The organism is Amycolatopsis panacis (assembly GCF_003600245.1).
Taxonomy (GTDB): Bacteria; Actinomycetota; Actinomycetes; order Mycobacteriales; family Pseudonocardiaceae; genus Amycolatopsis; species Amycolatopsis sulphurea.
Map to the genome: position 1 here is coordinate 1 of NZ_QZFV01000113.1, position 25,891 is coordinate 25,891.

A 25,891-nucleotide genomic window follows, 5' to 3' on the forward strand; every position below is an offset into this window, starting at 1 on the left:
CGGACCCACTCCCCGGAAAAACGCACGACAAGAAGGCGTTCGACGAGACACCCATTGCTGAGGTCGTCCGAAACTCCGGCGGCGGCATCGGCGACAAAGGCTACCAAGGCACCAGCCTGGTCACCCCGCGAAAAAAGCCAAAAGGAGGAGAACTCAGCAAACGAGACAAAGAAAGTAACGCCGAAATATCTGCCCTCCGCGCAGCCATAGAACGAGTCGTCTCACACTTCAAAAACTGGCGAATACTTCACACCGACTACCGCCGCCCCTACTCCACCTACCGCGACGCCTACGACGCCACGCGCGGACTGTTCTTCTTCTCAATAGCCTGGGGTTTTGAATAACGCTCTGTGTCTTGAGAGTAGATTCGACATTTGACCCCAGCAATCGCCGCTCGACGAGCAGGAGTCCGCGCAGCAGTTCCTCTGCGTAATCGAATTTACCCATTTCACACGCGGTCAGCGCTAGTGGTCGCGCCCGTTAGTTCGTCGGGGGTTGGCGCCAGGCGGTGTGGTCGTTGAGGTAGAGGCCGCAGGCGCAGTCGAGTGCTTCTTGTGGTGTGCCGAAGGGGTAGCCGCTGGGCAGGATCGAGTTTTCGTAGTCCTCGTGGCTGGCGCGGTAGATGGCGAACCCCCAGCTGCTGGCGGATCCGTTGTACCGCAACCGGAACAGCGGCAGAGTCGTGCCGTCGGCGAGTTCGCCGGTGACGTAGGCGAACGCGCCGTGGTGACGCACCCGGACCGTGGTCAGCTGCGGCCAGCGTTCCCGGGCGCGGGCCAGCAGGTGTTGACGCAGCGAGGTCTTGGTCGACTGGGGCGGGGAGGCCATGGGCACGATCCTGCCCGATACCGTCTCACTCCCAAAGTCGATCGTGAAATGAGTGGGTTGGTGGCCGCGCGTAGCCCGTATGTGATCACGCTGGACCCGGCGGATCGGCAGACGCTGGAGGCACTGTCGCGACGTGGTCGTGCCGAGCATCGGCAGGTGTTGCGGGCGCGGATCGTGCTGGCCGCCGCTGACGGGCAATGCAACGCCGATATCGCTCGCGCGCTCGGGGTTGTGGTGGACACGGTTCGTAAGTGGCGCAAGCGGTTCTGCCGCGAAGGGTTGCCGGGACTGGCGGACCGGCCACGCAGTGGGCGGCCCCGGGTCTTCCCCGCTGCGGCCGTGGCCGAGGTGAAGGCACTGGCCTGTGAGCTGCCCGCCCAGACGGAGGTGCCGTTGGCGCGGTGGAGCTGCCCGACGAAGATGCTGGTCGCGGCGGTGCGGGCCGGCGTCGGCAGGGAGACCGCGCACGAGCTGATCAAGGAGCACTCGCTGCGGGCGGCGGGCAGCCTGCGCGACGGGCGGCCGGACAACCCGCTGCTGGCCACGCTGGGCGCGGACGAGCGGTTCCCGCTGGACATCGCGCAGCTGACCGAGCTGCTGGCCGACCGGACCCCCTTCACCGGCGTGGCCGGCGACCAGATCGCCGAGATCGGCAAGCGGGTGGCCGAGCTGACTGGTCGCTTTCCGGAGGCGGTCGGCTACGCTTCAGAGTCGCGACTTTGACGTCAGGTCAAGCGCTCTGGGGAGGTTTCTGGTGACGTACTGGTCCATTCTGCGCAGACAGCACGTGTTCCGCGTGCTGTTCGGCAGCTGGGTCGGCCGGCTCGCGATGGCCATGGCCGCCGTCGCGATCCCGCTGGCGCTGCGGGACGCGAAGGCCGACTACCTGTTCATCGGGCTGGTGTCGGGCAGCTTCGCCATCGCCGGCGCGGTCGGCTCGCCGATCATCGGCCGCATCGTCGACCGGGTCGGCCAGGTCCGAGTGCTGGTGCCGACCGGCGTGCTGGCGGCGGCCGGCTTCATCACGATCGCGCTGACCCCGGGCAATCACGCGCTGGTGCTGACCGGGGCGATCCTGGCCGGCGCGCTGACGCCGCCGCTTGAGCCGTGCCTGCGCGTGCTGTGGCCCGGCATGGTGGCCGACAACGAGCTGGAGAAGGCCTACGCGGTCGACTCTGCGGCCCAGGAGCTGGTGTTCGTGTTCGGCCCGCTGGTGGTCACGTTGTGCCTGGCGGTGTTCACGCCGGTCAGCGCGCTGTGGGCGCAGGCGCTGCTGACGCTGGTCGGCGTGGCCACCTTCGCCACCGCCCAGCCGGCCCGGCGCTGGACGCCGGAAAAGGTGGACCACCGGCACTGGCTCGGCCCGCTGCGGCACCGCGGCCTGACCCTGCTGCTGCTGGCCCCGGTCGGCACCGGCGTGGCCATCGGCACGCTGAACGTGCTGGTGGTGAGCTACGCCGAGCGGTTCCACGTGGTCGGCGGCGCGCCGATCCTGCTGACCCTGAACTCGTTCGCCTCGCTGGTCGGCGTGCTGGTCTACGGCATGATCCCGTGGCGGATCCAGCCCCGGACGCGGATCGTGCTGTTCGCGGTCGGGCTGGTGGTCGGCTACGGGATGCTGGCGACGGTGCCGTCGCCGCTGCTGATGGCCGGGCTGATGCTGCTCACCGGCTTCTTCCTGGCCCCGATGCTGGCCACGCTGTTCGGCCTGATCAGCGATCTCGCGCCGCGCGGCACGGTCACCGAGGCGTTCGCCTGGCTGGTCACGCTCTTCGCGGCCGGCAGCTCGCTCGGCGCGGGGCTGGTGGGGCCAGTGCTGGACACCGGCAACCTGAACCTGGCGGCGGCCCATGCCGGCGCGGGCGCGTTGTTCTGCCTGCTGGTGGTCAGCGCCGGCTACCAGCTGTTCGTGCCGGCGCCGGAGTCGGCCGTGACGGCCTGAGACAGCAGCGAAAAGCCCGTTCGCTGGAACGGGCTTTTCGCTCGGCTCAGAAGTGCTTGAGCAGGTCCGGGAACGCCTCGACCAACAGCACCCGCTCGTCCTCGCGGTTGACCGAGTCGTCGAACTCCAGCACCCAGGTGTGGTCGTTCGGGATGTAGACCGCGTTCATGCCGGCCGCCCGGGCCGGGCCGATGTCGGACTTCATCGAGTTGCCGATCATCCACGCCGTCTCCGGCACGATGTCCTGCTCGGCGATCAGCACCCGATAGGTGTCGACGTTCTTCTCCGGCACGATGTGGATGCTGTCGAAGTGTGGCGCCAGCCCAGAGACGTCCAGCTTCTGCTGCTGCTCCTCGAGATCTCCCTTGGTGAGCAACAACATCCGGTACCGGCCGCGCAGCGCGTCGAGCGTGTCCGTGACCCCGGCGATCGGCTCGATCTCGTGCCGCACCAGCTTGCCGGCGAGCTCGTCGATGGCCGCCCGCTCCGGCGCGGTGGCCGGTCGCTCGCTCAGCTTCTCGAAGCAGTCGTGCAGGCTGCGCAGCAGCATCTTCGCGCCGTAACCGTTGGTGACGGCGTTGGCCGCCTCGATGTCGTCGAGCACCTTGCGGGTCTGCGCCCGGTCCCGCGTCGGGTGGTCGATCCAGTCCAGGAAGTCGTCGATCACCTGCTCGAAGAGGACATTGTTCTCCCACAGCGTGTCGTCGGCGTCGAAGATCAAGACCTTGGCGGACTCTTTCGCACTCACCCGGCGGATGCTATCAAACCAGCACGAGGCATTTTTCCTTGGCAACGTGCGGAAATCTGGGGTGAAGACGCATGGGCACGCTCGGGCTGACCGGCGCGGTAACGGTGTTCTCCGGCGATCTCGCGGCGCCGCTGCTCGACGCGGACACCGTGGTCTGCCGGGACGGGCTGATCCACTCGACCGGCCGCGCGAGCGCGCTGGCGGCCGAGCTGGACGCTGCCGACCAGGTGGTCGACCTGCGCGGCGGCACGATCGCGCCGGGGCTGATCGACTCGCACGGGCATGTCACGTTCGGTGACTACAGCCCCCGGCAGCGCACGGTCGACTACCTCGCCGGCTACGTCCACGGCGGCATCACGACCACCGTGTCGGCCGGCGAGGTGCACGTGCCCGGACGGCCACGCGACGCGGCCGGCGTGAAGGCGCTCGCGATCGCGGCGCAGCGGTGCTTCAGCAAGTACCGGCCCGGCGGCATGCGGGTCCGCGCGGGCGCGGTGCTGATCGAGCCGACGCTGTCCGAACAGGATTTCCGGGAGCTGGCCGAGACCGGCGTCAGCCTGGCCAAGTACGGCTTCGGCGCGTTCGCCGACCCGATGGGCGGGGTCGACCACGTGCGTTGGGCGCGCGAGGCCGGGCTGACCGTGATGTGCCACGCCGGCGGGGCGAGCGCCGCGGGCGGGGCCTCGCTGGGCGGCAAAGCATTGCTCGCATTGCGCCCCGACGTGTGCGGGCACGCCAACGGCGGCCCGACGGCGCTGCCGTTCGCGGAGGTCGAGGCGCTGTTCGCCGAGACGGACATGGCGTTGCAGGTGGTGCTGGCCGGCAACCTCAAGGCGGCGCTGCGCATCGTCGAGCACGCCGCGTCCCACGACCAGCTGCACCGCGTGGTGATCGGCTCGGATACCCCGTCGGGGTTACAGCCCGCAGGACAACTCTGCCGAACGCGTCTGGGCCGGGCTCAAACGCCACATCGACACGATCGCACCCGCCACGATGGCCGTCCAGGCACACGCCTGCTTCCGCGACCGCACCACCGAACAGAACCGCACCACCGTTGCACGCTGGACTTCGCCGTGGCCACCCCCAAGTTTCGGACGAGACTTCTGGCCAGGTACTCAGACCGTCCACTCCGGAATCTCCAGCACCTGTACCACGCCGGCGGACAGCACCACGCCCGGTGCCTGGCCGAGCAGCAGCACGTGGTCTCCCGAGACCAGCTCGCCGGACACGAGGAGGTGCTCGAGCGCCAGGAACTGGTCCGCAGCACCACAGTGGCCGATGCGCCGCCCGAACTCCCACGTGGACTTCGAGACGTCCAGGCCCAGTGGCACCATCACGCGCTGCTCGATGATCTCGCGCGACCGCGTCTCGAACGCCACCTTGGCGAGGTCGGCGATCGTGATGCCCGCCTCCGCGACCGCCGTCTCCACGAGTTCGAGCAGCAAGCCGGGAATCCGCGCGAGCACGTCCGCCTCGGCGGGAGGGTTGGCCCGGTAGTGGTCGAGGCGTGCGGTGAAGTCCTGGGGGCGGCCGTCGGTGATGGTGGGCGGGAACATCGGCTCCCCGCTGCGATGGAGTTCCTCCGCCGCGGGCGCCGCCGTCGAGGTGACGGACAGCAACCTGGCGAATCCGGTGTTCTTCGTGATGGTCAACGCGACTGCCGCGTCGCCCGCGATCACGCCCGGTGCGATCCGCCACCGGTCGATCATCGGTGTGCCGTAGTTGTCCGCCGCCACCAGGAGCGCACTCTCGCGTGCCGGCTCGGCGCGCAGGTAGCAGGCCGCGAGCTCCAGCGCGTCGAACAGGCCGTTGCACCCCTGGCGCACCGACATCGCGGGCACGCGCCCGCCGAGGAGGTGACGTTGCAGGTATGCCTGCGGCGGCCAGCCGTCGGGGCCCTGGTGCCAGGTTCCGGTGTAGAGCAGGAGGGAGAAGCTGTCCGGACCGGTGTCCGCCCGTTCGAGGGCTGTCCGGGCAGCCTCCAGCGCCATGTCCGGCGCGGGCCGCTCACCCGCGAGCGCCACCCCGAGAAACTCGTGCACCTCGGCCTCCAACGCCGGGTACAGGCCTTCCGCCACGGCGCGGTCAACCGGGAACACCGGCGGGATCACCGAGCCGATTCCGCTCAGGTACATGTCGGGAGTGCGCATGAGATCTCTCTGCTCGTGGGGTTCGGATGCCCGATCATCGACCGGTGTGCTCGGCGGAGCTGGTCAGCAGGCCGGCCAGGTGGTCCGCGATCGCGGTCACCGTCGGGGTCTGCCACAACAGGGTGGACGGGAGCCGGTGCCCGAACCGCTTCTCCAGCCGTCTCCGCACCATGACGGTCAGGATGGAGTCCATGCCCTGCTCGGCCAGCGATCGTGCGGGCGAGAGGTCCGCGGAGTCGAGCTTCATCTCCTGGGCGATCAGTGAACCGACCTCGCCGGTGAGCGTGGCTCGCAGCTGGTCCGGAGCGAGTGACGACAGGTTGTCCTGCTCGGCCGGTTCCTCCGCGACGGCGCGGAGGTCGGTCAGCGCCGGCACCGCGCGCCCCGCCAGTTCCGGGTGGTCGGTCCTGAACACCGGGTAGACACCGGGGCCCCGGCGATCTGCTGTGTCCCAGCCCGCGACGACGACGGGTGCGGCGATCTCGTGCCCCTGCACCACGTCGAGACACATGGCGTGTTCCCCAGCTCGTGCGCGATCGTCCACCAGGGCGTCGAGCAGGGCGCAGGCGGCTCCGTCCTGCTCCGGCCCCGGCAGGTGCAGCACGTGGTCTCCTGAGGAGAAGACGGTGAAGAAGTCGAGGCTGCCCGGTTCGAACAGCTCGTGCAGCGCCTGGGTGGCACGAGCACGTGAGCTCTCCGCCGTGGCCCCGGGCTCGGTGAAACCGAGCACACCTCGAACGGGCGGGAGTCCCAGCTCGTCCGGATCGGTCAGCAGAACGGCTTGGACCGGATCGGTGACGTCGAGGGAGAGTACGCGCACCGTGACACCACGGGCCTCCAGCTCCAGCAGGGCTTCGACCGGGAGTGCCCACTTCTCCTCCACTGTGGACTCCCACCGTGACCGGGAGGGGAAGTCGTGCGGCGTGCTGAAGACGATCCGCCTCGCGCCCAGGTCCGCGAGGCGGTCCGCCGCGAGCAGGCTGAGCGGACCGGGACCACCGCTGATCAGGTAGGTGCTGTCGGGACGGCACGGCGTCGCCGGACGGCTCGGTTGCACCGCCACCCCAGTCAGCCGGGCCACGAGCGGTTGCCCCTGCCGCACCGCGATGACGGCCTCGGCCGCGCTCGCGTCGATCAGGCCGAGCAGGGTCTTCGCGGTTCCCGCGGCATCCGAGACGGCTGCCCTGTCCAGGTCGACGAGTGCACCCCAGGACGCCGGCCAGGACCCGGCGAGCGTCCGGCCGCACCCGGCGACCGAGGCGAGTTCCGGGCGTTGCCGTGGCTCCCCGTCCGACCCCGTCCGCACCGCGCCCGTGGTGAGGCACCACAGCCTGCCGGGGCCGGACTGCCGCCGCACCAGTTCGGCGAGCACGCGCAGGTGCTCGTCGACGTCGTCCGGCTCGGCGGCCGTCAGGACCAGGCAGACGTCGGCACCCTCGAGGCCGGTGTCCTGCCGGTGGTCGCTGAGCCACCGGCAGTCGCGGCCCGCCGCGCGGACCTGAGCGGCCAACTGCCCGGCCAGCTCGTCGTGCGGGCCGAGAAGCACGAGAGGGCGGTCGGCACTTGCTTCCACCACGGGTTCGTACGGCCGCCACACGATCTCGTGCACGAGGGTCCTGGGATCGGCGGACACGGCGTCCTCGGCTCCGATGACCGCGTAACGCAGGCCGTTCACATGGGCGATGACCCGGCCGTCGTCCGTGACGACCGTGACGTCCACGACAGACGGGGAGTCCGGGCGCACCGCGATGTCGATCACTGCGGACGCCGGCGGGTCACCGTGCACCGCGACCTCGTCCACCTCGACGGCCATGCGCAGCACCGGATCACCGGTGTAGGTGACCGGCGCCAGCGTCATCACCGCGTCCAGCAACGGTGCCCAGGTGGTCTGCTGCCCCAGCGTGACCGTGCCGCGCAGCACTCCATCGCCGCGCAGGAGTTCCTGAACCGTCCAGTCGAAGCCCGTGGACGGGACCCCGACGGCGCTGAGCCGGTCGTGGACGGTGGTGGTGGGCACAGGCTGCATCGAGGCGGGAAGCCGGAGCCGGTTGGGGAACTCGCCCGGTTCGGCCGCGGTCGCGCTCGTGTGGACGTCCCACACCTGTTCGGGACCGGTGTTCGCGGAGCGGGAGGCGAGCCGGAGGGTGTCGCCGTCCAGCACCACCTGGACGTCCCTGGGCTCCGCGGTCATCAGCGGGCTTCGCATCACGATCCTCCGCAGCGCCGGAGGCGGGGAGGACTTCGACGCCGCGGCGAAGAACGTCGTGACGAACACCGCGGCGGGCACGATCTCCACGTCGTTGATGCTGTGGCTTCCCGGATAGGGCCTGTTGCCGTCGTCGAGTGAGGTCTGCCACACCCGGATCGTGCTGCCCGCCACGGAAGCCTCCGCGCCGAGCAGGGTGTGGCTGCGCGGGTCGTGGGCGCGAACGACACCACCGCCGGGCCGCGACCGCCACCAGAGCGGCCGGTGCCGCCAGGGGTTCGTCGGAGCCGCGACCAGGTCGCCCTCCGGGTACAGCCGGGACCAGTCGACGGTGAGGCCGTGGCAGTACAACGACCCGAGTGCGGAGAGCAGGCTGCGTCGCTCGGACTCGTTGCGCCGCAACGTCGAGCCGACGAAGTTCTCCTCGAACCCATGGTGCGACAGAGTTTCGCTGATCGAGTGCGTCACGACCGGGTGCGGGGAGATCTCCAGGAACGCCCGGTGACCGTCCTGTGCCGCCGCAGCCACGGCATCGGCCAGACGCACCGGGTTGCGCAGGTTGGCAGCCCAGTAAGCACCGTCGAACGCCACGGTCGCACGCGGATCGGTCAGTGCCGTGGTGTAGAGCGGGATCTCCGGTCGCGACGTACTCAGGCCGGGCAAGGCCTCGGCCAGCGCTTCCGCGAGCGGGTCCATCCTGGGGCTGTGGAACGCGACGTCGGAGGCGACCCGGCGGACGACCAGCCCTTCGGCCTGGAACTGGGCGATGACCGCTTCGACCGCGCCGGGATCGCCGGAGACCACTGTGGACGACGGCGAGGACTGGATGCCCGCGACGACCCCGCGACGTGCGGCGAGACGTCGTTCCAGCTCGGCGAAGGGCAGGCCCACCAGGGCCATGGCACCCTTGCCCGCCTCCGGGACCAGCAGCTTCGAGCGCCGGCAGCTCAGCCTCGCGCCAGACTCGAGGTCGAGCGCGCCCGCGCAGACGGCCGCCGCGATCTCCCCCACGGAATGGCCGATCACGGCTGCCGGTGCGATCCCTCGGTCACGCCACACCGCCGCCAGGCCGATCTGCACGGCGAAGATCATCGACTGGATCCGGCTGACCTCGACGAGGTCGCCGTTCTCCAGCACCTCTCGCGGCGTGAAGCCGATCTCGTCCGCGAACACGGGCGCCAGTCCGTCGAGCACGCCGGCGAACACGGGTTCGGCGGTCAGCAGTTCACGGCCCATGCCGCCCCACTGCGAACCGTGCCCGGAGAACACCCACACCAGGCCGGGCCCAGGGTCGGCGAGCACACCACCTGACACGACGTCGTCCACCCGGCCACCCCGCGCGAAGGCCTGCAGCCGTTCGACCAGTTCGGCCCGGTTCGACGCGGTGACGGCCGCGCGGTGGCCAAGGTGCGACCGACGGGCCGCGAGCGTGTGGCCGAGCGAGTCCAGCGAGATCTCGTCGCCCTGCTTCGCCAGCCAGTCCGCGAGGTCGCTCGCCCGGCGACCGAGTGCATCCTCCGAGGCTGCGGACAGGGCGAACAATCGCTCCCGGGAGATGTCGGTGCGCGGGGCAGCGGAGACCGGGAGCGCTTCCTCCAGCACGATGTGGGCGACCGTGCCGCCGTAGCCGAACCCCGACACGCCCGCACGCCGCGGCGTGCTCGTCGCGGGCCAGGGCACGCGCTCCGTGACGAGCCGCAGACCGTTGTCCTCCCAGGGGATGGCCGGGTTCGGGACGGTCGCCATCGGTGTGGCGGGAATCTCCGCCCTGCTGAGCGCGAGCACGGCCTTGATCACGCCTGCGACACCCGCAGCGCCTTCCAGATGACCGATGTTGGCCTTGACCGAGCCGACGAGGCACCGGTCGTCCAAGCGGCCCGCGCCGTACACGGCACCGATCGCGGCCGCCTCCATCGGATCACCGAGCAGGGTTCCGGTTCCGTGCGCCTCCACGAACCCGACCGTGCGCGGGTCCACGCCGCCGCTCGCGCAAGCCCGCTCCATGACGTGCTGCTGCGCGACGGGGTTCGGTGCCATGATCCCGTTGGTGTACCCGTCCTGGTTCACCGCGCTGCCCCGGACGAGGGCCAGCACCCGGTCGCCGTCGCGCTGGGCGTCGGCCAGCCGCTTGAGCACCAGCACACCGCAGCCCTCGCCGCGACCGTACCCGTCGGCGGTGGCGTCGAACGCCTTCGACCGGCCGTCGGGGGCGAGGGCGCCCGCGAGGTCCAGGGTCACCGTTTCCCCCGGCGAGACAAGGATGTTCACCCCCGCCACGAGGGCAAGGCCGCTCTCCGCGGACCGCAGGCTCTGGCAGGCGAGATGCAGCGCCACCAGCGACGCCGAGCACGCGGTGTCGACCGCGAGGCTGGGCCCGCGCAGATCCAGCACGTGCGACAGCCGGTTCGCGACCGCGCACCGCGCCGCGCCGATGCCGCTCCAGGCGTCCATGTTCACGACGTCCTCGAGCAACTGCCGCCGGTAGTCGTCCGTGCAGGACCCGACGAAGACGCCGGTCTCCGTGCCCGCAAGCGAGTGGGGAGCGACCCCGGCGTCCTCCAGCGCCTCCCAGGCCACCTCGAGCACGATCCGCTGCTGCGGATCCATGAGTTCCGCCTCACGAGGGGTGATCCCGAAGAAGTCCGCGTCGAATCCGTCGACGCGAGAAAGAAAACTCCCGCGCCTCACGGTGTCGCGCAACACCGTCGCGTGCCGGTGGCTCAGATCCGCATAGGCCGCCCAGCGGTCGTCGGGGATTTCCGAACTGGTCTCGCCTCCGGCCACCAGCAGGTCCCAGAAAGCACCGGGACCGTCGGCCTCACCGGGAAAACGGCAGCCGATCCCGATCACGGCAACCGGGTCGAGTGCGGACAGAACGGCATCGGAGAGTTCGGCGCTCATGGCGGCCCTTTCGAAAGGAGTTGGCGAAATCAGGCAAACGCGTCTGCTCATCGCTTATTCGAATTCACCCAGGTCGTGCAAGCGCGCGCAGCAGTCCTCACACCTGGAAGAACCGAACTCAGACCGCATGGTTCATTCCAGGATCCGAGGCAGCGCCGCGGCGACTTCCGCGGGGCTGGGACGAGCCGCGTTCTGCTCGGCGAGCTGTGTCGCCGCTTCCCGCCACCGGGGCACGGTCAGAAGTTCGTGCACCTGCTCGGCGATGGTGCCGAGGCTCCCGGCGACGCCCGCGCCGGTGAGGGCGAGCCGAGCGGCGTTGAACTCCTGGTCGACGACGGCGGGCAGGACCACCTGGGGCACACCGGCGGCGAGAGCGGTCATCGTCGACCCGGCGCCGCCCTGATGGACGACAGCCTGGCAGCTCGGCAGCACAACGTGCAGTGCGAGCGGGCCGTCCGCCACCCGCACGTTGCCGGGAAGATCGCCGAACCGCGGCCGCGTCTTCGGGTCGACGGCGACCACGATCTCGACGTCCAGGGCCGCCAGCGCCCGCACGACCCGCGGAGCGTGGAAGAGTTCGCCATCACCCACTTCGGACATCAGCGTGCCCCAGGTGACGCACACCCGTGGCCGGGACGGCTGCCGCCACAGCCACGACGGTTGCTCCGCGCGCCCGTTGTAGGGAACGAAACGAATCGGCCGGCGCGGAGCAGCCCCTTGCGGCACCTGCATCACCGCGGGACACGGGTCGAGAATCAGGTGCGGCGTGCCAGGCAGCCGTTCGATCCCGAACCGGCGCACGATATCCCCGGTCGCGACCGACTCCGCCATCTCGATCCCCTCCGAGAAGTCGGCCGCCCACAGGTGTTCGACGGCGGGGACGCCGACGACCCGCGCCGCCACGGGCGCCGCCAGGTTCAGCGGGTCGTGCACGACCACGTGGGGGCGCCATTCGAGCGCGAACGCGACGAGATCGTCGACCATCGCTTCCGCACAACGCGCCGTCGCGCCGTCGCTCGTGACGGATTCGGCATCATCAGGCGCCTTCTGCCTTACTCCTCTGGCGAAGACCTTCACGAAGTCGACGTTCTCGCCGACCGCGACCGCCGTGAGCCCCGATCCCGTGATGGCGGCTGTCAGTTCCGGGTGGCCCGCAACGCGGACGTCGTGCCCTGCGGCTCGAAGTGCCCAGGCGAATGGAACCATCGGATAGTAATGAGAGCGCCACCCCCAGGTGCTAACCAGCACACGCATGAGAGAAATGTATCAGGAAATCAGCCTCGGAAGTCAACAGGCGTGACCGCGACATCTGTTTTGTGCCCACTTAGGCAGTGTCGGCCGGTCATTAGTGCAGTTAATTCCCCGACTGCTTGATAGTGTGATTGTGCGCTGTTACCTTTACAAATCATGGGATCGGGCTCGATCTCGCGCGCGAATTCTGATGATAAAAAAACCTTTTTTTCGCCGTTTGAGGCGAGCATTTGATCGATGTCGGATTCCGGTATTCGTCGGAAGGGATCGTCGTGGGCGACGAACTGCACGAGCTTGGCCGCGCCAACACCCTGAGCGTCCCAGGCGCGCGCCTGCGCTACCGGGTGCGCGGCTCGGGTCCCGTGCTGCTGCTGATCCCCGGCGGGCCCGCGAGCGCCTCAATGTACGACGACGTCGCACCGCTGCTCGCGGAGCACTACTCCGTGATCACCTACGACCCGCGTGGCCTCGGCGCCTCCACCCTCGACGATCCGAACGAGGACATCGCTGTCGCGACCCAGGCCGACGATGTTCACAGGCTGCTGCGCACCGTCACCGACGAGCCCGCGTACGTGTTCGCCACCAGCGGAGGGTGCGCGACCGGTTTAGCGCTCGCTGTGAACCACGCACCACAGGTGCGCACCCTCGTCGCGCACGAACCGTCGCTCTCCGAACTGCTGCCCGACGTGGAGGAGCGCCGTGCACACAACGAGGACATCTTCCGGACGGCCCGGACCGCCGGTGTCAGTGCGGCACTGCACAAGTTCCTGCCGGCCGCGGGCTTCCGGCTCCCCGACGCCCCGGACCCGAAGGAGCTGGCCGCGATCACGGCGATGCGTGAGCACCTGGAGGAGTTCTTCACCCCGCGCAATCTCGAGGTCTTCTTCGGTCCTATGTGGAGGCCTCTCGCGGGCTACGCGCCGGACCTCGATGCGCTCCGCGCCACACCGACGCGGATCGTGATCGGCATCGGCACCACGTCCGAAGGGCAGTTCGCTCACCGGAGCACGCTTCTGCTCGCCGCGGAACTGAGCCAGCGGCCAGTGGTGTTCCCCGGCGACCACGGCGGCATGATGGGCGTACCGGACGAGTTCACCGAGTGTCTGCTGAAGATTCTCGCCGAGCAGTAGGTTGATGTCGCCGGGTTCAGTCGCAACCGCCCGGAGCGTGCCGCTACCGGGAGCGAGCCACCGCCCCGGTCTCCGGCAGCCGCACGATCACGATGGTCGCAGTCCGGGCCACCTCGGACATCGTCAGCCGGGAGGGCCGGACTCTCCGCGCCGACCAGGAGCACCCCCGGATGGAGGTCGTTCCGACGAGTCCTCCCGACGCTGCGACGTTGCGTCCCGCCGACCCGTCCGTTCAGCGCAAGGCTGCGCAACCCACACTGGAACCCCTCACGGCTGAGCCTGCACTGTGCAGGCATTTGAACAACACTTCGCGCGTTTTCCGCGCAATCGCAGGCGCGAATTTCTCTCCGTCGAGGCGGCGCGTCCGCGCCGATCGTTTACGCGCTGGTTCGATGACCTCATCCCCCGGGACGACGCGGGTCGTTTCGGCGGATGACCTGGTGCGGCCTGGGATGGGATGTCTTCGCCGCCGCACGAGGGCACCGTGGGAGTCACGAAGCGGCATACCCGGGGGGTCCATGATCGAGGCGGTGAACCTGAGCAAACGGGAGTGGGAAGCTGATGACGCAGTGCGGGGCCGAGGAGTTCGTCGACCGGGCCGGGGACAGGAGCGTCCGGGTCCGTACCCCGAAGAAGACGGAGCTGCGTGGCCTGGCGGAACGGCGGCAGGCGATGTTCGCCGACGACGGGGACGCCACCGTGTGTCCGGAGTGGACACTGCGAGCATGGGGATGGTCATGAACCCGCTGATCGCCGAACGCGTCAGAATGATCTCCACCTCGGTCACCGGCGAGTACCGGTTCTCCACCAACGGCATTCAGTGCCGGGGTGACGGGTCTGGCCAGGGGTTGCGTCGCGCTGCCTCTTCGCCTCGCCATGGATTTCTGCAGGCCCGGAGGCACGAGGCCAGGAACGGCGTTTCGTTGCCGACCGTGGTGGCCGCCGTGTTCTTCGATATCGCGGTCGCGCGGAAGCGGGATGCGTAGTCAGGTGGTCAAGGTGCGCAAGTTGTTCGCCGGGACGGGTGTCCGGTCACGGGTGATCGATCTGCTGATTGTCGTGCTGGTCGTCGTTGCTGATCGGTGCGGGCTCGCTGCTGAGCCTCTTGTTGTCAGGCCCGTTGTGGAGTGCGGTGCTGGCGATCATCGTGGCCATGCTGCTGCCGATCTTCGCACGGCGCCGGTTCCCCTCACAGGTGATGCTGTTCGTGCTCGCCGTCTTCGCCGCGCAGGCGCTGCTGCCGTCGCAGTACACGGGTGTGCTGCTCCCCGCGAACCTGGCACTGACCGTTCTGATGTACTCGGTGGTCGTCCACGGCGGCCGGCGTCGCAAGTGGGTACTGCTGGCCGCGACGGAGGTGCTGTACCTTCTCGGCGCGTTCTTCTTCGGGGACGGCCAGACCGCGTCGACCCTGTTCTTGGTGGAGACCGCCACCATGGTGGCCGTGGTGGCGATCGGCGAGGTGACGCGAAACCGGAAGCGGCAGCTGGCCGACGCGCAGGAGCGTGCTCTCGAGGCCGAGAAACACCGTGACGCGCTGGCGAGGGCCGCGGTTGTCGAGGAGCGTGCGCGGATCGCCCGGGAGATGCACGACGTTGTCGCGCACGCGGTCAGCACGATGGTCATGCAGTCCGAAGGCGCGCGACTGGTGGGTGAACGGAATCGCGCGGCCGTGGACGAGGCACTGCGGACGATCGGCGTCACCGGACGGGAAGCCGTCGCCGAACTACGGCGGATCCTCGACCTGCTGCGCGAAAGCGAGTCCGGCAAGGAACCTCAACCGAGTGTCGGTGAGCTGACCGAACTCGTGGAGAAGGTGCGCTCCGCTGGACTGGAGACCCGTCTCACGGTGGAAGGTGATCCCCGTGGCGTTCCGCCGGGCGCCGCGCTCACCGCGCACCGGATCGTCCAGGAGGCACTGACCAATGTGGTCAAGCACGCCCCGTCCGGTGCCCGGTGTACGGTGACGGTTCGTTACGGGACACCGGACGATCCACACAGGACGGTCGTGGCCGAGGTCGTCAACGATGGCGGCCAAGGACCGCGCGTTCACTCCGTCGAGCAGGGTGGGGCAGGCCATGGCATCCGCGGGATGCGGGAGCGCGCCTCGATGTTCGGCGGCGAGGTGACCGCGGAGTCTCAGTCCGGCGGGGGTTTCCGGGTGACCGCGCTGCTCCCGCTCACAACCTCCCCGGAGGAGCTATGACGCCCTACCGCGTGCTCGTCTGCGACGACCAGGAACTCATGCGCGGCGGACTACGCATGCTCCTCGAAAGCGCCGACGACCTGATATTGGCAGGGGAAGCCGAAAACGGCAGCCAGGCCGTCGACCTTGCCGCCACGGCACGACCGGACCTGGTACTCATGGACGTCCGCATGCCGGTACTCGACGGCGTACAGGCCACCGAACGCATCTGCGCACGCAATCCCGCCGTCAAGGTCCTCATGCTGACCACCTTCGACCTCGACGAATACGTGCTCGCCGCCACCAGGGCAGGCGCAGGCGGATTCCTGCTCAAAGACGCGAGCGGGGAGGAAATGCTCCTCGCGATGCGAGCCGTCCTGCGCGGCGACCGCGTCCTCGCGCCCGCGGTCGTCGACCGGATGATGCAACGCTACCTCGCCGCCCACCCCGCACCCTCGGACGATCAGCGCCTTGCCCGGCTCACCGACCGCGAACGAGACGTCCTCGTGCTCGTCGCGCGGGGGCTCAACAACACCGAAATCGCCGAGCAGCTGTTCATCGGGGTAACCACGGTGAAGACCCACCTCGGACGGGTGCTCGACAAACTGGAGGTGCGCGACCGGCTCCACGCCGTCGTATTCGCCTACGAACACGGCCTCATCACACCATCGAACCGCCGCGGACCCCACGGCTGAACAGCGGCCAGTTTCCTTCCGGCCTCGTGACCCCAACCCATTCAGACTGCTGCGTAAGGACATCCAGTGCTCCGGGTGGGCGTTGATGCGTCGTCGAGGCCGACCGCGAACAGTTCCCGAAACCAGGTGGCGAGTTCCGTGCCGGTCAGCCCGCGAACGGTGAACTCGGTGCGCGACTCGCGGAACGTGCCACCGCTCACCGACGCTTGCCAAGCGCAGTCTCGACCTTGAGTCAGATGGACTGTCCATTCGAGAACGTGGTGAGCACGGCGGCGACGATCGCGGCGCGTTCGGCCAGTGCTGCGACCGAGACGTGTTCGTGGCGGGCGTGGGCGCCGTCGCCGACCGCGCCAAGGCCGTCGAGTACCGGAATCCCCAAGGCGGCGGCGAAATTGCCGTCGCTGGCGCCGCCGACGGAGACCTCCGGCAGGTCGAGTCCCAGCTGTGCGGCGGCGGCCTGGGCGAGGGCGACCAGCTCGCCGATCGCGGGTGTGCGTTCCATGACCGGCCGGTTCCACCCGCCGGCGACGGCGAGCGTGGCGCGTGGGTCGTGCGGGGTGAGCCGGGCGAGGGCGTCGTCCACCCGGTCGGCTTCGGCCTGGCTGGCGACCCGGACGTCGACGTGAGCACGAGCGTGACCAGCGACGACGTTGACCGCGCTGCCGCCCTCGACGAGGCCGACGTTGAGCGTGGTGCCGGTCGCCGGGTCGGCGAGCGCATGCAGCGCCAGCGTGACCCGGGCGAGTTCGTCGACGGCGCTCGCCCCCATTTCCGGCTCCAGCCCGGCGTGCGCCTCGCGCCCGGTCACGGTGACGTCGAAGAGGCCGACGCCTTTGCGGCCGGTCTTCAGTGCACCACCTGGCCCGCTGCCCTCGAACACGAGCACGGCCGCCGCGTCCGCGCACGCCTGCTCGATCACCGGACGGGAGGCGGGACTGCCCACCTCCTCGTCCCCGGTGAGCACCAGCCGGATCGGCGGCCGGTCGTGGCCGGTGGCGGCGAGCGCGCGGACCGCCCAGACCGCCTGCACCAGGCCGGCTTTCATGTCGAAGATCCCCGGCCCGCTCGCCCGGTCACCGGTCACCGTGGCCGGCCACTCGGCCAGGGTGCCCGCGGGCCACACCGTGTCGTAGTGGCAGAGAAGCACGACCGGCGCCGGTCCCGTACCCGGGTAATCGAACCTGAGCGCGTTCTCTGTGCGGGAGCGGTGCGGAGACTCGCCGAGCGACGTGGTGACCCAGCGGTCCAGCCAGGCCAGCGCCTGCGCGAGGAGTTCCTGGTCGCTGCTGGGTGTTTCGTGGCGGACGAGAGTGAGAACGTCGTCCAGCAGTTGATCGCGGTGCTTGTCGAGCCACCGGTGCAGGCCTTGTACATCAGGGGTCACCGCAAATGCCTCCTCGACGACCGTGTTTCCGGCAGACCGACGACGAGCGTGGCCACTGTGGACAGTCCCATCGCGGTCGACGTGAGCATCCCGCAGTGTCCGAAGCGGGACCTGCTCTCCGTCCGATTCGAGCAGAAGTCTCGCATGTGGTGCCATAGACATGCAATGATTGACCTCATTACGCCTGATTCAGTCAAGAAGGCAGGCTGTCACCGTCCGAAACCGAAGGAGGGCGCCCGGTGGCCGACGACGGCGTACTGGACGACATCGACCTCGACCTGGTCGCCGCGCTGCAACGCGCGCCCCGAGCGTCTCTCGACGTGCTCGCCCGCGTCCTGGATACCTCCGCGCGCACGGTCGGGCGGCGCTACGGCCGGATGCTGGAAGACGGCCTGCTGCGCGTCATCTGCGAGGTCGACTGGTCCCTGCTCACCGAAGGCCCGCCGGCACACGTGTGGCTCGGCGTCGAGCCCGGCCGGGCGCGCGGGGTCGCGGAGGCGCTGGTGCTGCGCGATGACACCACGCACGTAGCGCTCGCGTCCGGCCGCGGCGACATCTACGCCGTGGTCCACGGACCGACCCGCGCGGCGACGGCCCGCGCGCTGGTCGACGAGATCCCCGCCGTGCCAGGCATCCGCTCGGTCCGCACGGAGTGGGTGTTGCGCCGGCTGACCAGCTCCGCGGCGTGGCACCTGCCCCGGCTGACCCCCGGTCAGGAGGAGGCGCTCGCCGGGCACGCGGGTGCGGAGGGAGAGACACCGGGCACCGAACTCGGCCCGCTGGAACGCGAAGTCGCAGCAGTGCTGGGCGACGACGCACGAGTGCCATACTCGGACGTCGCACGCATGCTCGACATCTCCGAATCCCGGGCCCGCCGCACGGCCACGGCGATGTTCGGCTCCGGGCTGCTGCGGCCCCGCGTCGAGATCGAGCCGGGGAGGCTGGGTTACGGGGTCGAGGTCGTACTCGGTATCTCGTGCCCACCGGCCACGACCACCCGCGTCGGCACGGCGATAGCCGCCCACCCGGCCACGCGGTTCCTGGCGCTGACTGCGGCCTCGTCGACGTTTGTCTACGACGGCGTTTTCCGCGACGAGGACGACCTGGCCGACTTCGTCAGCGGCGGCTTTCCCGGGAGTGCCGACGTGACCGCCGTCGAATGCACGCTCCAGCTGGAGGTGCTGAAGCGCTACTGGCGAGTGGCCGGGCAGTGAAATGCGGACTTCCCCAGAGTCCACTATGGACATACCTGGGAATCTTTCCACAGATGAAGGCCATAAGATTGGCGGTGCGCAATAATGCAGCAGACGAATCACAAGTCCCCCATCCGTGAGATCGCCGACGAACTCGTCCATCGGCTCCTCACGGCCGATCCGTTCGGCGCGTCCACGCTGGGTGTGCGCGAGTACGACAGGCTGGCCCCGGCCGCGTCCGCACAGGCTGCCGTGGACCTCGACGCCGACCTCGCCGTCCTGGCGGACAGGGCGACCGGGCTGAGCGGTGCGGAGTCTGCCGACCGCGTGACGCTGGGCGTGGTGCGGTCGGCATGCGAACGTGAGCGGGCCTCGATCGCGAACGCCGACGCCGAGTGCACCGCCACCGCGACGCCCTTCGCCGGACCCCCGACGCTGCTCGCGGTGGCCGCGCGCACGACACTCCCCGATACTCAGGCCGCGGACGACTACCTCGCGCGGCTGTCCGGTGCCGCGGCCTGGATCGACGCGAAGACGGATCGGCTGCGCGACGGGCGGGCGAAGGGGCGGCTGCCTGTCGCCGAACTCGTCGATCACGCGGTCGGCTGGGCCGACCGGGTGCTTGCCGAGGGTGTGCCGACCGCGTTCGCCACCCCGGTACCGCCACAGGGCTGGGCCGGCGCCTCCGGTTGGCGCACGCAGGTCGAAGACACCGTCAAGGATGCGATCATGCCGGCGCTCGCACGCTGGCGGGACCTGCTGACCGAGCTGCGGCCGATCGCGCGCAGTGCCGAACGGCCGGGCCGCTGTGCGCTACCCGGCGGCGAGGCCGACTACACGCGAGATATCGCAATGCACACCACGCTGCCGCTGACTGCGCAGCAGTTGCACCGGACCGGGCTGGAGACCATCGAGGAACTGGAGGCGCGGGCGCGGGAACTCGGCAGCCCGCTCGGCTTGAACGATCGGGACGCGATCGTGGCGGCGCTGCGTGCGTCGGTGTCCGAGCGCACCGCCGAGCAGGCGATCGTAGCCGCCCGCGAGGCGATCGCCCGCGCGGAAGCGATCGCGCCACGGTTGATGCCCGGCCCGCTGCCCCCGCCGTGCGGGGTCGAGCCGATGCCGGAAACCGTTGGTGCGTCGGGGATGGCGCCGCACTATGTTCGGCCACAGCGCGGCCGGGGCGTCGCCGGAGGGCGTCCGGGCACGTACTGGTTCAACACGATGCGCCCGACCGCCGGTGCCGGCTGGGATCTGGAAGCGATCGCGTTCCACGAGGCGGTGCCGGGGCATCATTCCCAGCATGCTCGCGCGCAGCTGATCGAGGGCCTTCCGCTGCTGCAGCAGATGTCGATCACCGTCCACTCCGAGGGCTGGGCGCTGTATGCGGAGGAGCTGGCCGGCGAATTCGGCCTGTACTCCGATGCACGTGCCGAACTCGGCGCGGTGTCCATGGCAATGCACCGTACGGCCCGCATGGTCATCGACACCGGGCTGCACGCGTTCGGCTGGAGCCGCGCTCGCGCAATCGAGTTCATGCTCACGCGCGTCGGGCTGCCCGAGGGGTTCCTCGTCAACGAGGTGGACCGTTGCCTGACGATCCCGGGACAGGCACTGGCATACCTCACCGGCAAGCGTGAGATCGTCCGCCTGCGGGCGGCCGCGCAGCGGCGGCTGGGTGCGGAGTTCGACCTGCGCAAGTTTCACGCGGCGGTACTCGGCAGCGGATCCGTGCCGATGCCGGTGCTGGAAGAGATCGTCACCGAAGCTACCACGAAGCCGTGAAAACGTTGTGCCACAACAGCTTTCCCCCGGCTGTGGGCACATAAGCAAGTGGGCCGACGGCGTTGTCGCCGTCGGCCCACACGTCGCCGAGGTAGCGGTGCGAGTCCGGGGACGCTGCGCCCTGGCTATCGAAAGAGGAGGTGGGGCTGCAGGTACTCGCGAACCCCCTCCGGCCCGAAGAGCCAGCCGCTGCCGGATTGCTTCGACATGGCGATGCCGAACGCCGGAGCGACCCGATTGTGTTTGTTGACGCCCAGCAATGCCGCGTCGATCCGCTGAACCACGGACTCGCCGTGCGCGACGTCCGACGTCCAGACCGAGGCGGTGAGCCCGTACTCGGTCGAGTTGGCGCGGGCTACCGCGTCGGCTTCATCAGAGAAGCGCAGAAGCGGCAGGATCGGCGCGAACTGCTCGCCGGTCACGAGCGGGTGCGCGTCGTCGAGATCGCCCACCACGGTTACCGGGACGAAGTAGCCGCCGTCCACGTCCGGGACGCCGCTCTGCGCGAGGATCGTGCCATCGCTGACCGCCTTGGCGAGGAGGGCGGTGGTCTTCTCGTACTGGGTGCGATTCTGCAGTGGTCCCACGGTGACCGCTGGGTCGAACCCGTCTCCGACGACGACGTCTCGGACAAGATCGGCGATCGACTCGACGAAGCGGTCGTAGACGTCATCGTGGATGTAGACGCGCTTGACCGCGCCGCACACCTGGCCGGCGTTGAAGAACGCACGCGCGAAGATCCCTGCCGCTGCCGCCTCCGGATCGGCATCGCCGAGCACGATCGCCGGGTCGTTTCCGCCGAGTTCGAGAGTGAGACGTTTCAGCGTCGGTGCGCCCGCGGTCGTCACGGCGCGCCCGGTGACCGTCGACCCGGTGAACGCCACCTTCCGTACCCCGGGGTGCGACGCCAGCAGCGGGCCGATCGATCCGTCGTCGACGAGGCATTGCACGAGCCCCTCCGGCACGGTGTCCGCGAGCAGGCGGCTGAGTTCGAGCGTCGCGAGCGGCGTCGTCGGTGCCGGTTTGAGGATGATCGTGTTTCCGGTCAGGATGGCCGGCCCGGCTTTCATCGCGGCGACGAGCAGCGGGGCGTTCCACGGGATAATGCCTGCCACTACGCCAAGCGGCGTGAAGGTGCGGACGTGCTCGCCCAACTCCTCGGTGAAGAGCGCGGCACCCTTCTCCCGCCCCAGGTCCGCGTAACGGCGGAAGGTCGCTTCCGTCGTGTCGACCTCCGTGCGCGCCTCGGCGATCGGCTTGCCTTGCTCCAGCGTGAGGAGCTCGGAGAGTTTGCCGGCGTTCCCACGCACGAGGTCCGCGATCCGGTCGAGGACTTCGACGCGCTGCTCGACGGACGTGTCGCGCCAAGCCTCGAATGCCTTCTGCGCCGCCAGGACCGCGGCATCCACGGCGGCACCGTCGAGAACTTCGACCGAAGCGACCACCTCGCCGGTCGCCGGGTTGAGCACCGGATGCGTCGCACCCTTCGTCGTGCCGGTTGCCGGGTGGGTCATGCGGTGGCGTCCTTGACGAGTTTCTGGAGTTTGGGCATGACTGTGCCGATCAGCGTGCGGATGTTGCCGTGGTAGGTGTCGCGTTGGCGTGCCCAGTCCTGCTCGTCGCCGTCCGTGGTCACGCATTCGTAGAAGGTCGCGTAGCGGAAACGTGACCCTTCGGGGGTGGGAGTGAGGGAGAAATCGACGACGGCGAGCGCCGGGTCGCCCGGTGCGGGTGCCTCGCGCACGAGCTTCCAGACGATCCGCTTCCCAGGCTCCAGCAGCGCCGTGCGAGCGAAGTAGGGAGTCTTACCCGATCCGGGTTCGTCCTTGAGCATCGCCTGCAGCTCCCCCTCGGCCCCGACCGGGCCCGAGACATGCTCGAACTTCTTGAAGTTCTGCCAGGCGGTAAGGTTCATGACGTGCGACCAGGCAACCTCGGGCGGAGCCGCCAGGTCCAGCTCTCCCTCCCGGATGACATAGACCGGGCGGCCAACGGCGAAATCAGATGAAGCGGACACGGGCCCTCCTAGAATGAAGGAAGTTCACTTGAGCTAGACTCGCGGTGAATCTGGTTCATTCATAGCCTCGCGGTGAGCGCTCTGTCAACGCCGGCACCGTGAGCTCGCAACGAACGGGCAGGTGTCGTCCCATGGCAGACAAGTCAGCACCCGCGGCAGCCGAATCCCTGCGGCAGGGTTCCCTGATCCCGCGCCTGCGGGTCTCGCGGCCGACCATGTCCAGAGTGGACCAGGCCGTCACCGATCACGTCCTCGGCAACCCCGAGGAGGTCATCCCGGCGGCCGTCGCCGACCTTGCCACGAGGTGCGGCGTGAGCGTCGGCTCGGTCGTGGGATTTTGCCAGCGCCTGGGGTTCAAGGGGTTCTCCGACTTCAAGATCGCGCTCGCCCGCGAGGTCGCCGAGTCCGGGCTGCCCACGGATCGGCGATCGACCTCCGACCTGGAAAATGTGGTCGAATTCCACCGCCTCGCGCTCGCCGAGACGATGGCGCTCAACCCGGCGGAGACGGTCGACGCCGCGGTCGATGCCATCCTGGACGCCGGCCGCATCGAGCTCTACGCCGTGGGCGTGGCCCATCCGGTCGCGGCCATCGCGGCCGCAGGGTTGACGCTGATCGGATTCCGCGCCAACGCCGCACCCGACGCGCATATGCAACTGGTGACCGCCAGCCAGCTGGGCCCGAAGGACGTGGCCATCGGCATCTCCCCGACCGGCCGGGTCCCGGAGACGATTCGCAGTCTCGAAGTCGCGAAGTCCCAAGGCGCCACGACCGTGTGCATCACCAATTCCCTCGGCTCACCCGTCGCGAACACCTCCGACATCCAGCTCCTGGCGACACCCGCGGACATGGATACGTTCACGACGCCATTGCCGTCCCTGGTGACCCATATGGCCCTCGTCGACACGATCTTCGTGTCCCTCATCCGCAAGGGCCGACCGCAGACCGCCGCATACCAGCAGCGCGCGAACGAGTACATACAGCAGTGGCTGTAGAGCGCATCGAGATCGTCTGCACCGGCCGGCCCCTGCCCCACGCACGAGCAGGTCCAGCCAGCCAAAACATCAACTGAGCTTCACCTTCAGCACAGGCACGCCGCACTGTTGACAGAGGGTTCACCGCGGGCTAAGAATGAACCAGATTCACTCTGGGCGAACCTCAAGTGAACTTCCTTCATTCCAGGAGGGCCTGTGTCCGCTTCATCTGATTTCGCCGTTGGCCGCCCGGTCTGTGTCATCCGGGAGGGAGAGCTGGACCTGGCGGCTCCGCCCGAGGTCGCCTGGCCGCTTGTCCTGGACATTCCCGCCTGGCAGAACTACAAGAAGTTCGAGCATGTCTCGGGCCCGGTCGGGGGCGAAGGGGAGCTGCTGGCGCTACTCAAGGACGAACCCGGATCAGGCAAGACTCCCTACGTTGCCCGCACGGCGCTGCTGCAGCCCGGGAAGCGGATCATCTGGAAGTTCGTGCGCGACGCTCCCGAGCCGGGCGACGCTGCCCTCGGCATCGTCGACTTCTCGATCGCCCCCGCGCCCGAAGGGTCGCGCTTCCGCTACACAGCCTTCTACGAATGCGTCACCACGGACGGCGACGAGCACGACTGGGCACGCCAACGCGCCACCTACCACGGCAACTTCAGCACCCTGTTCGACACGATCATGCCGAAGCTCCAGCAACTGGTCGAGGACGCAACCGCATGACACTCCCACCCACCAAACACCATCCGACAAGACGGCTGACGACCAGTACGCACGCTTCGCCAAGCACGTCATCCCAGCAGTACTTCTACGAGAACGTCTATGGCAGACGGGTAGATCGGAGTAGCCATGCGAACACTGACCAGGGTCGCCGCCCTGCTGGCGGCAGGAACCTGTGTTGTCACCTCGATGGCAGCGTGCTCTAGCGGTAGTACCACCAGTGGTGGATCCAACGACGCCTTGACGGTCAACGTGGGCCAGCCCGCGACGACCCTCGACCCCGCGTTCGGGTACGACGCCTCGAGTCTCGGATTGCTGCAGAACTTCTACGTCAGGTTGACCAGTTTCGGCCCGAAGCCGGGGCCTGAGGGGACGACGCAGTTCGATCCGGTCAAGGTGACCCCCTACCTGGCGAAATCGTGGGTCATCAGTGATGACGGCAAGACCTACACATTCAAGCTGAACAAGGCCAGCTTCAGCGACGGGTCCCCGATCACCGCCGCCGCGGTGAAGGCCAGCCTCGAACGAGTCCTCACCGCCGGAGGCACCGGAAAAATCATTCTGACCGGTGACCAGGACGGATTCTACAAATCGATCGAAGCACCGGCCGACGACACACTCGTCCTGAACATCTCCCGGCCGTATCCGCCGCTCCTGTCCATTCTGGCCTCGCCCTGGTCGAGCATCGTCGACAGTAAGGTCGTCGCGCAAAATGGCGGGGACACCAAGGGCTCGCCCAACAAGTGGATGACGACCCATATCGCCGGGGGCGGCGGTCCGTTCACGCTCGAAAGCTACACAGCCAGCGTGGGTGCCGTGGCGGTACGAAACCCGAAGTTCTTCGGCGAAGCGCCGAAGGTCGGCAAGATCAACCTGAACTTCACCTCGTCGGACGTCACCCTCGCACTGCAGGCCCGCAATGGACAGGCCGACGTCACCATCGGGATGAGCAAGACTTCGGCGACAAGCCTGAAGGGTGATCCCAACCTCCGGGTCGCGGCCTTCGATACCGACACGACGAAGCGGATCGGCTTCGTGACCACCACAGCCCCCTTCGACAACAAGAAGTTCCGCACCGCACTGACGTACGCGATCGATTACGAGGGTATCCGCGCTCAGGTGAACAAGGGGTACGGGAGCCTGCTCTTCGGACCCTGGGCCACGACCATTCCGGATTTCGACACCTCCCTCGCGCAGCCCAGGAAAACTGACATGGACAAGGCGGCGGCCCTGCTGAAGGAGTCCGGCGTAAAACTTCCGGTCACCGTGCAGATGGCAGTGCAGAATGACAACTCGACCGATACGCAGATCGCGACGATCGTGCAGAACGAGTGGAAACCGCTCGGCGTGAATGTCGAGGTTGTCAAGCTCTCTGCCGCCGATATCGTCGCAGCCCTCAGTTCGCGCCGATACCCGACGTTCGTGCGCAACAACGGTGGGTTCGTCTACTCCGCCATCTACGACTACGCCGACGACTTGAAGTGCGGAACTCCGTCCAACACGACGAATCTGTGCATCAAGGAGGCCGACCAGTTCGCCGTTCAGGCGGCGGCGGAGACCGACCAGGCCAAGCGGCAGCAACTGCTGAACCAGATCGTGACCCTCGTGAACGACGAAGCGCCGTTCGCCTCCGCCTATCAGGACCAGGCTGTCGTCGTTCTGGGCAAACGCGTGAAGAACTACTTTTACTCCGTGGTAATGGACTTCATGACGTGGGCATAGCCACGGAAGGGATTGCGTGAAATGGCGGGCACAGCGGAGCGCGCGATCGCGCAGGCCGGC

Annotated in this window: 23 protein-coding genes and 1 pseudogene; 14 read left to right on the forward strand and 10 right to left on the reverse strand. The window is 68.6% G+C overall.

Features of this window, described 5'->3' with window-relative positions:
• Positions 1-344 (forward strand): transposase family protein (locus D5S19_RS24510; protein ID WP_147397396.1); only part of this gene is annotated, 344 nt, incomplete at its 5' end.
• A gap of 136 nt (positions 345-480) precedes the next feature.
• Here the strand turns inward: D5S19_RS24510 and D5S19_RS24515 are convergent.
• On the reverse strand, positions 481-828 hold the full coding sequence (locus D5S19_RS24515; protein ID WP_120025751.1) for a hypothetical protein: 348 nt from the start codon (positions 826-828) through the stop codon (positions 481-483).
• 60 nt (positions 829-888) lie between these two features.
• Here D5S19_RS24515 and D5S19_RS24520 point away from each other — a divergent pair, with 60 nt between their 5' ends.
• Complete coding sequence (locus D5S19_RS24520; RefSeq protein WP_158605627.1) at positions 889-1,551, forward strand: helix-turn-helix domain-containing protein; 663 nt, start codon at positions 889-891, stop codon at positions 1,549-1,551.
• A gap of 31 nt (positions 1,552-1,582) precedes the next feature.
• Positions 1,583-2,770 carry an MFS transporter gene (locus D5S19_RS24525; RefSeq protein ID WP_120025753.1) on the forward strand — a complete coding sequence of 396 codons (1,188 nt, stop codon included), beginning with the start codon at positions 1,583-1,585 and terminating at the stop codon, positions 2,768-2,770.
• A 46-nt stretch (positions 2,771-2,816) separates the two neighbouring features.
• On the opposite strand, the gene D5S19_RS24530 is transcribed toward D5S19_RS24525, so the two are convergent.
• Entirely contained in the window at positions 2,817-3,518 is a 702-nt protein-coding gene (locus D5S19_RS24530; RefSeq protein ID WP_120025754.1) for an HAD family hydrolase, read from the reverse strand.
• Complete coding sequence (locus D5S19_RS31820; protein ID WP_147397504.1) at positions 3,515-4,399, reverse strand: hypothetical protein; 885 nt, start codon at positions 4,397-4,399, stop codon at positions 3,515-3,517. The genes D5S19_RS24530 and D5S19_RS31820 overlap by 4 nt, the downstream gene beginning before the upstream one ends.
• Before the next feature lie 34 nt (positions 4,400-4,433).
• Here D5S19_RS31820 and D5S19_RS33905 point away from each other — a divergent pair.
• A pseudogene (locus D5S19_RS33905) lies at positions 4,434-4,628 on the forward strand (IS630 family transposase); the annotation flags it as partial.
• Positions 4,629-4,633: 5 nt separating this feature from the next.
• Here the strand turns inward: D5S19_RS33905 and D5S19_RS24540 are convergent.
• From D5S19_RS24540 to D5S19_RS24550, 3 genes are all read right to left on the reverse strand, one after another.
• The gene (locus tag D5S19_RS24540; RefSeq protein WP_120025756.1) at positions 4,634-5,668 is read right to left on the reverse strand and encodes a ketoacyl-ACP synthase III family protein; all 1,035 of its coding nucleotides are present in this window, start codon (positions 5,666-5,668) and stop codon (positions 4,634-4,636) included.
• A 34-nt stretch (positions 5,669-5,702) separates the two neighbouring features.
• Positions 5,703-10,775: a type I polyketide synthase gene (locus tag D5S19_RS24545; RefSeq protein WP_233574130.1), complete on the reverse strand. Its 5,073-nt coding sequence runs from the start codon at positions 10,773-10,775 to the stop codon at positions 5,703-5,705.
• A 132-nt stretch (positions 10,776-10,907) separates the two neighbouring features.
• The gene (locus D5S19_RS24550) at positions 10,908-11,981 is read right to left on the reverse strand and encodes a nucleotide disphospho-sugar-binding domain-containing protein (protein ID WP_199730683.1); all 1,074 of its coding nucleotides are present in this window, start codon (positions 11,979-11,981) and stop codon (positions 10,908-10,910) included.
• A 317-nt stretch (positions 11,982-12,298) separates the two neighbouring features.
• Between D5S19_RS24550 and D5S19_RS24555 the strand changes: the two genes are divergently transcribed.
• The 5 genes from D5S19_RS24555 to D5S19_RS24575 all read left to right on the forward strand — a co-directional run bounded on the left by D5S19_RS24555 (position 12,299) and on the right by D5S19_RS24575 (position 16,036).
• A complete protein-coding gene (locus D5S19_RS24555) occupies positions 12,299-13,156 on the forward strand; it encodes an alpha/beta fold hydrolase (protein WP_147397505.1) in 858 nt (285 codons plus the stop codon).
• Between the two features lie 561 nt (positions 13,157-13,717).
• Complete coding sequence (locus tag D5S19_RS24560; RefSeq protein WP_120025759.1) at positions 13,718-13,897, forward strand: hypothetical protein; 180 nt, start codon at positions 13,718-13,720, stop codon at positions 13,895-13,897.
• On the forward strand, positions 13,882-14,142 hold the full coding sequence (locus D5S19_RS24565) for a hypothetical protein (protein WP_120025760.1): 261 nt from the start codon (positions 13,882-13,884) through the stop codon (positions 14,140-14,142). The genes D5S19_RS24560 and D5S19_RS24565 overlap by 16 nt, the downstream gene beginning before the upstream one ends.
• 134 nt (positions 14,143-14,276) lie before the next feature.
• The gene (locus tag D5S19_RS24570; RefSeq protein WP_456061916.1) at positions 14,277-15,362 is read left to right on the forward strand and encodes a sensor histidine kinase; all 1,086 of its coding nucleotides are present in this window, start codon (positions 14,277-14,279) and stop codon (positions 15,360-15,362) included.
• Positions 15,359-16,036: a response regulator gene (locus D5S19_RS24575; RefSeq protein ID WP_120025762.1), complete on the forward strand. Its 678-nt coding sequence runs from the start codon at positions 15,359-15,361 to the stop codon at positions 16,034-16,036. Before D5S19_RS24570 ends, D5S19_RS24575 begins: the two co-directional genes overlap by 4 nt.
• Before the next feature lie 41 nt (positions 16,037-16,077).
• On the opposite strand, the gene D5S19_RS32105 is transcribed toward D5S19_RS24575, so the two are convergent.
• Positions 16,078-16,236, reverse strand: coding sequence for a hypothetical protein (locus D5S19_RS32105; protein ID WP_158605628.1), 159 nt, complete (start codon positions 16,234-16,236; stop codon positions 16,078-16,080).
• A gap of 32 nt (positions 16,237-16,268) precedes the next feature.
• The gene (locus D5S19_RS24580; protein ID WP_233574131.1) at positions 16,269-17,420 is read right to left on the reverse strand and encodes a M20 family metallopeptidase; all 1,152 of its coding nucleotides are present in this window, start codon (positions 17,418-17,420) and stop codon (positions 16,269-16,271) included.
• A 239-nt stretch (positions 17,421-17,659) separates the two neighbouring features.
• On the opposite strand from D5S19_RS24580, the gene D5S19_RS24585 reads away from it, so the two are divergent.
• On the forward strand, positions 17,660-18,634 hold the full coding sequence (locus D5S19_RS24585; protein WP_120025764.1) for an Lrp/AsnC family transcriptional regulator: 975 nt from the start codon (positions 17,660-17,662) through the stop codon (positions 18,632-18,634).
• A gap of 84 nt (positions 18,635-18,718) precedes the next feature.
• Positions 18,719-20,398: a DUF885 domain-containing protein gene (locus tag D5S19_RS24590; protein WP_120025765.1), complete on the forward strand. Its 1,680-nt coding sequence runs from the start codon at positions 18,719-18,721 to the stop codon at positions 20,396-20,398.
• 125 nt (positions 20,399-20,523) lie between these two features.
• On the opposite strand, the gene D5S19_RS24595 is transcribed toward D5S19_RS24590, so the two are convergent.
• Together D5S19_RS24595 and D5S19_RS32110 are read right to left on the reverse strand one after the other, a co-directional pair.
• Positions 20,524-21,912 (reverse strand): aldehyde dehydrogenase family protein, encoded by a 1,389-nt coding sequence (locus D5S19_RS24595; protein WP_158605629.1) that lies wholly within the window; start codon positions 21,910-21,912, stop codon positions 20,524-20,526.
• The gene (locus D5S19_RS32110) at positions 21,909-22,415 is read right to left on the reverse strand and encodes an SRPBCC family protein (RefSeq protein ID WP_158605630.1); all 507 of its coding nucleotides are present in this window, start codon (positions 22,413-22,415) and stop codon (positions 21,909-21,911) included. The genes D5S19_RS24595 and D5S19_RS32110 overlap by 4 nt, the downstream gene beginning before the upstream one ends.
• A gap of 131 nt (positions 22,416-22,546) precedes the next feature.
• Between D5S19_RS32110 and D5S19_RS24600 the strand changes: the two genes are divergently transcribed.
• From D5S19_RS24600 to D5S19_RS24610, 3 genes are all read left to right on the forward strand, one after another.
• Positions 22,547-23,410 (forward strand): MurR/RpiR family transcriptional regulator, encoded by an 864-nt coding sequence (locus D5S19_RS24600; RefSeq protein WP_120025767.1) that lies wholly within the window; start codon positions 22,547-22,549, stop codon positions 23,408-23,410.
• A gap of 195 nt (positions 23,411-23,605) precedes the next feature.
• A complete protein-coding gene (locus D5S19_RS24605; RefSeq protein WP_158605632.1) occupies positions 23,606-24,112 on the forward strand; it encodes an SRPBCC family protein in 507 nt (168 codons plus the stop codon).
• Positions 24,113-24,238: 126 nt separating this feature from the next.
• Positions 24,239-25,831 (forward strand): ABC transporter substrate-binding protein, encoded by a 1,593-nt coding sequence (locus tag D5S19_RS24610; RefSeq protein ID WP_120025769.1) that lies wholly within the window; start codon positions 24,239-24,241, stop codon positions 25,829-25,831.
• The last annotated feature ends 60 nt before the right edge of the window (positions 25,832-25,891 follow it).

What these genes read in the sequence shown, in the direction of transcription:
- D5S19_RS24515 (WP_120025751.1), bottom strand. Translation starts at nt 828, where the DNA reads ATGGCCTCCCCGCCCCAGTCGACCAAGACCTCGCTGCGTCAACACCTG.
- D5S19_RS24540 (WP_120025756.1), bottom strand. Translation starts at nt 5,668, where the DNA reads ATGCGCACTCCCGACATGTACCTGAGCGGAATCGGCTCGGTGATCCCG.
- D5S19_RS24545 (WP_233574130.1), bottom strand. Translation starts at nt 10,775, where the DNA reads ATGAGCGCCGAACTCTCCGATGCCGTTCTGTCCGCACTCGACCCGGTT.
- D5S19_RS24550 (WP_199730683.1), bottom strand. Translation starts at nt 11,981, where the DNA reads ATGGTTCCATTCGCCTGGGCACTTCGAGCCGCAGGGCACGACGTCCGC.
- D5S19_RS24560 (WP_120025759.1), top strand. Translation starts at nt 13,718, where the DNA reads ATGACGCAGTGCGGGGCCGAGGAGTTCGTCGACCGGGCCGGGGACAGG.
- D5S19_RS24565 (WP_120025760.1), top strand. Translation starts at nt 13,882, where the DNA reads ATGGGGATGGTCATGAACCCGCTGATCGCCGAACGCGTCAGAATGATC.
- D5S19_RS24575 (WP_120025762.1), top strand. Translation starts at nt 15,359, where the DNA reads ATGACGCCCTACCGCGTGCTCGTCTGCGACGACCAGGAACTCATGCGC.
- D5S19_RS24590 (WP_120025765.1), top strand. Translation starts at nt 18,719, where the DNA reads ATGCAGCAGACGAATCACAAGTCCCCCATCCGTGAGATCGCCGACGAA.
- D5S19_RS24595 (WP_158605629.1), bottom strand. Translation starts at nt 21,912, where the DNA reads ATGACCCACCCGGCAACCGGCACGACGAAGGGTGCGACGCATCCGGTG.
- D5S19_RS24600 (WP_120025767.1), top strand. Translation starts at nt 22,547, where the DNA reads ATGGCAGACAAGTCAGCACCCGCGGCAGCCGAATCCCTGCGGCAGGGT.
- D5S19_RS24610 (WP_120025769.1), top strand. Translation starts at nt 24,239, where the DNA reads ATGCGAACACTGACCAGGGTCGCCGCCCTGCTGGCGGCAGGAACCTGT.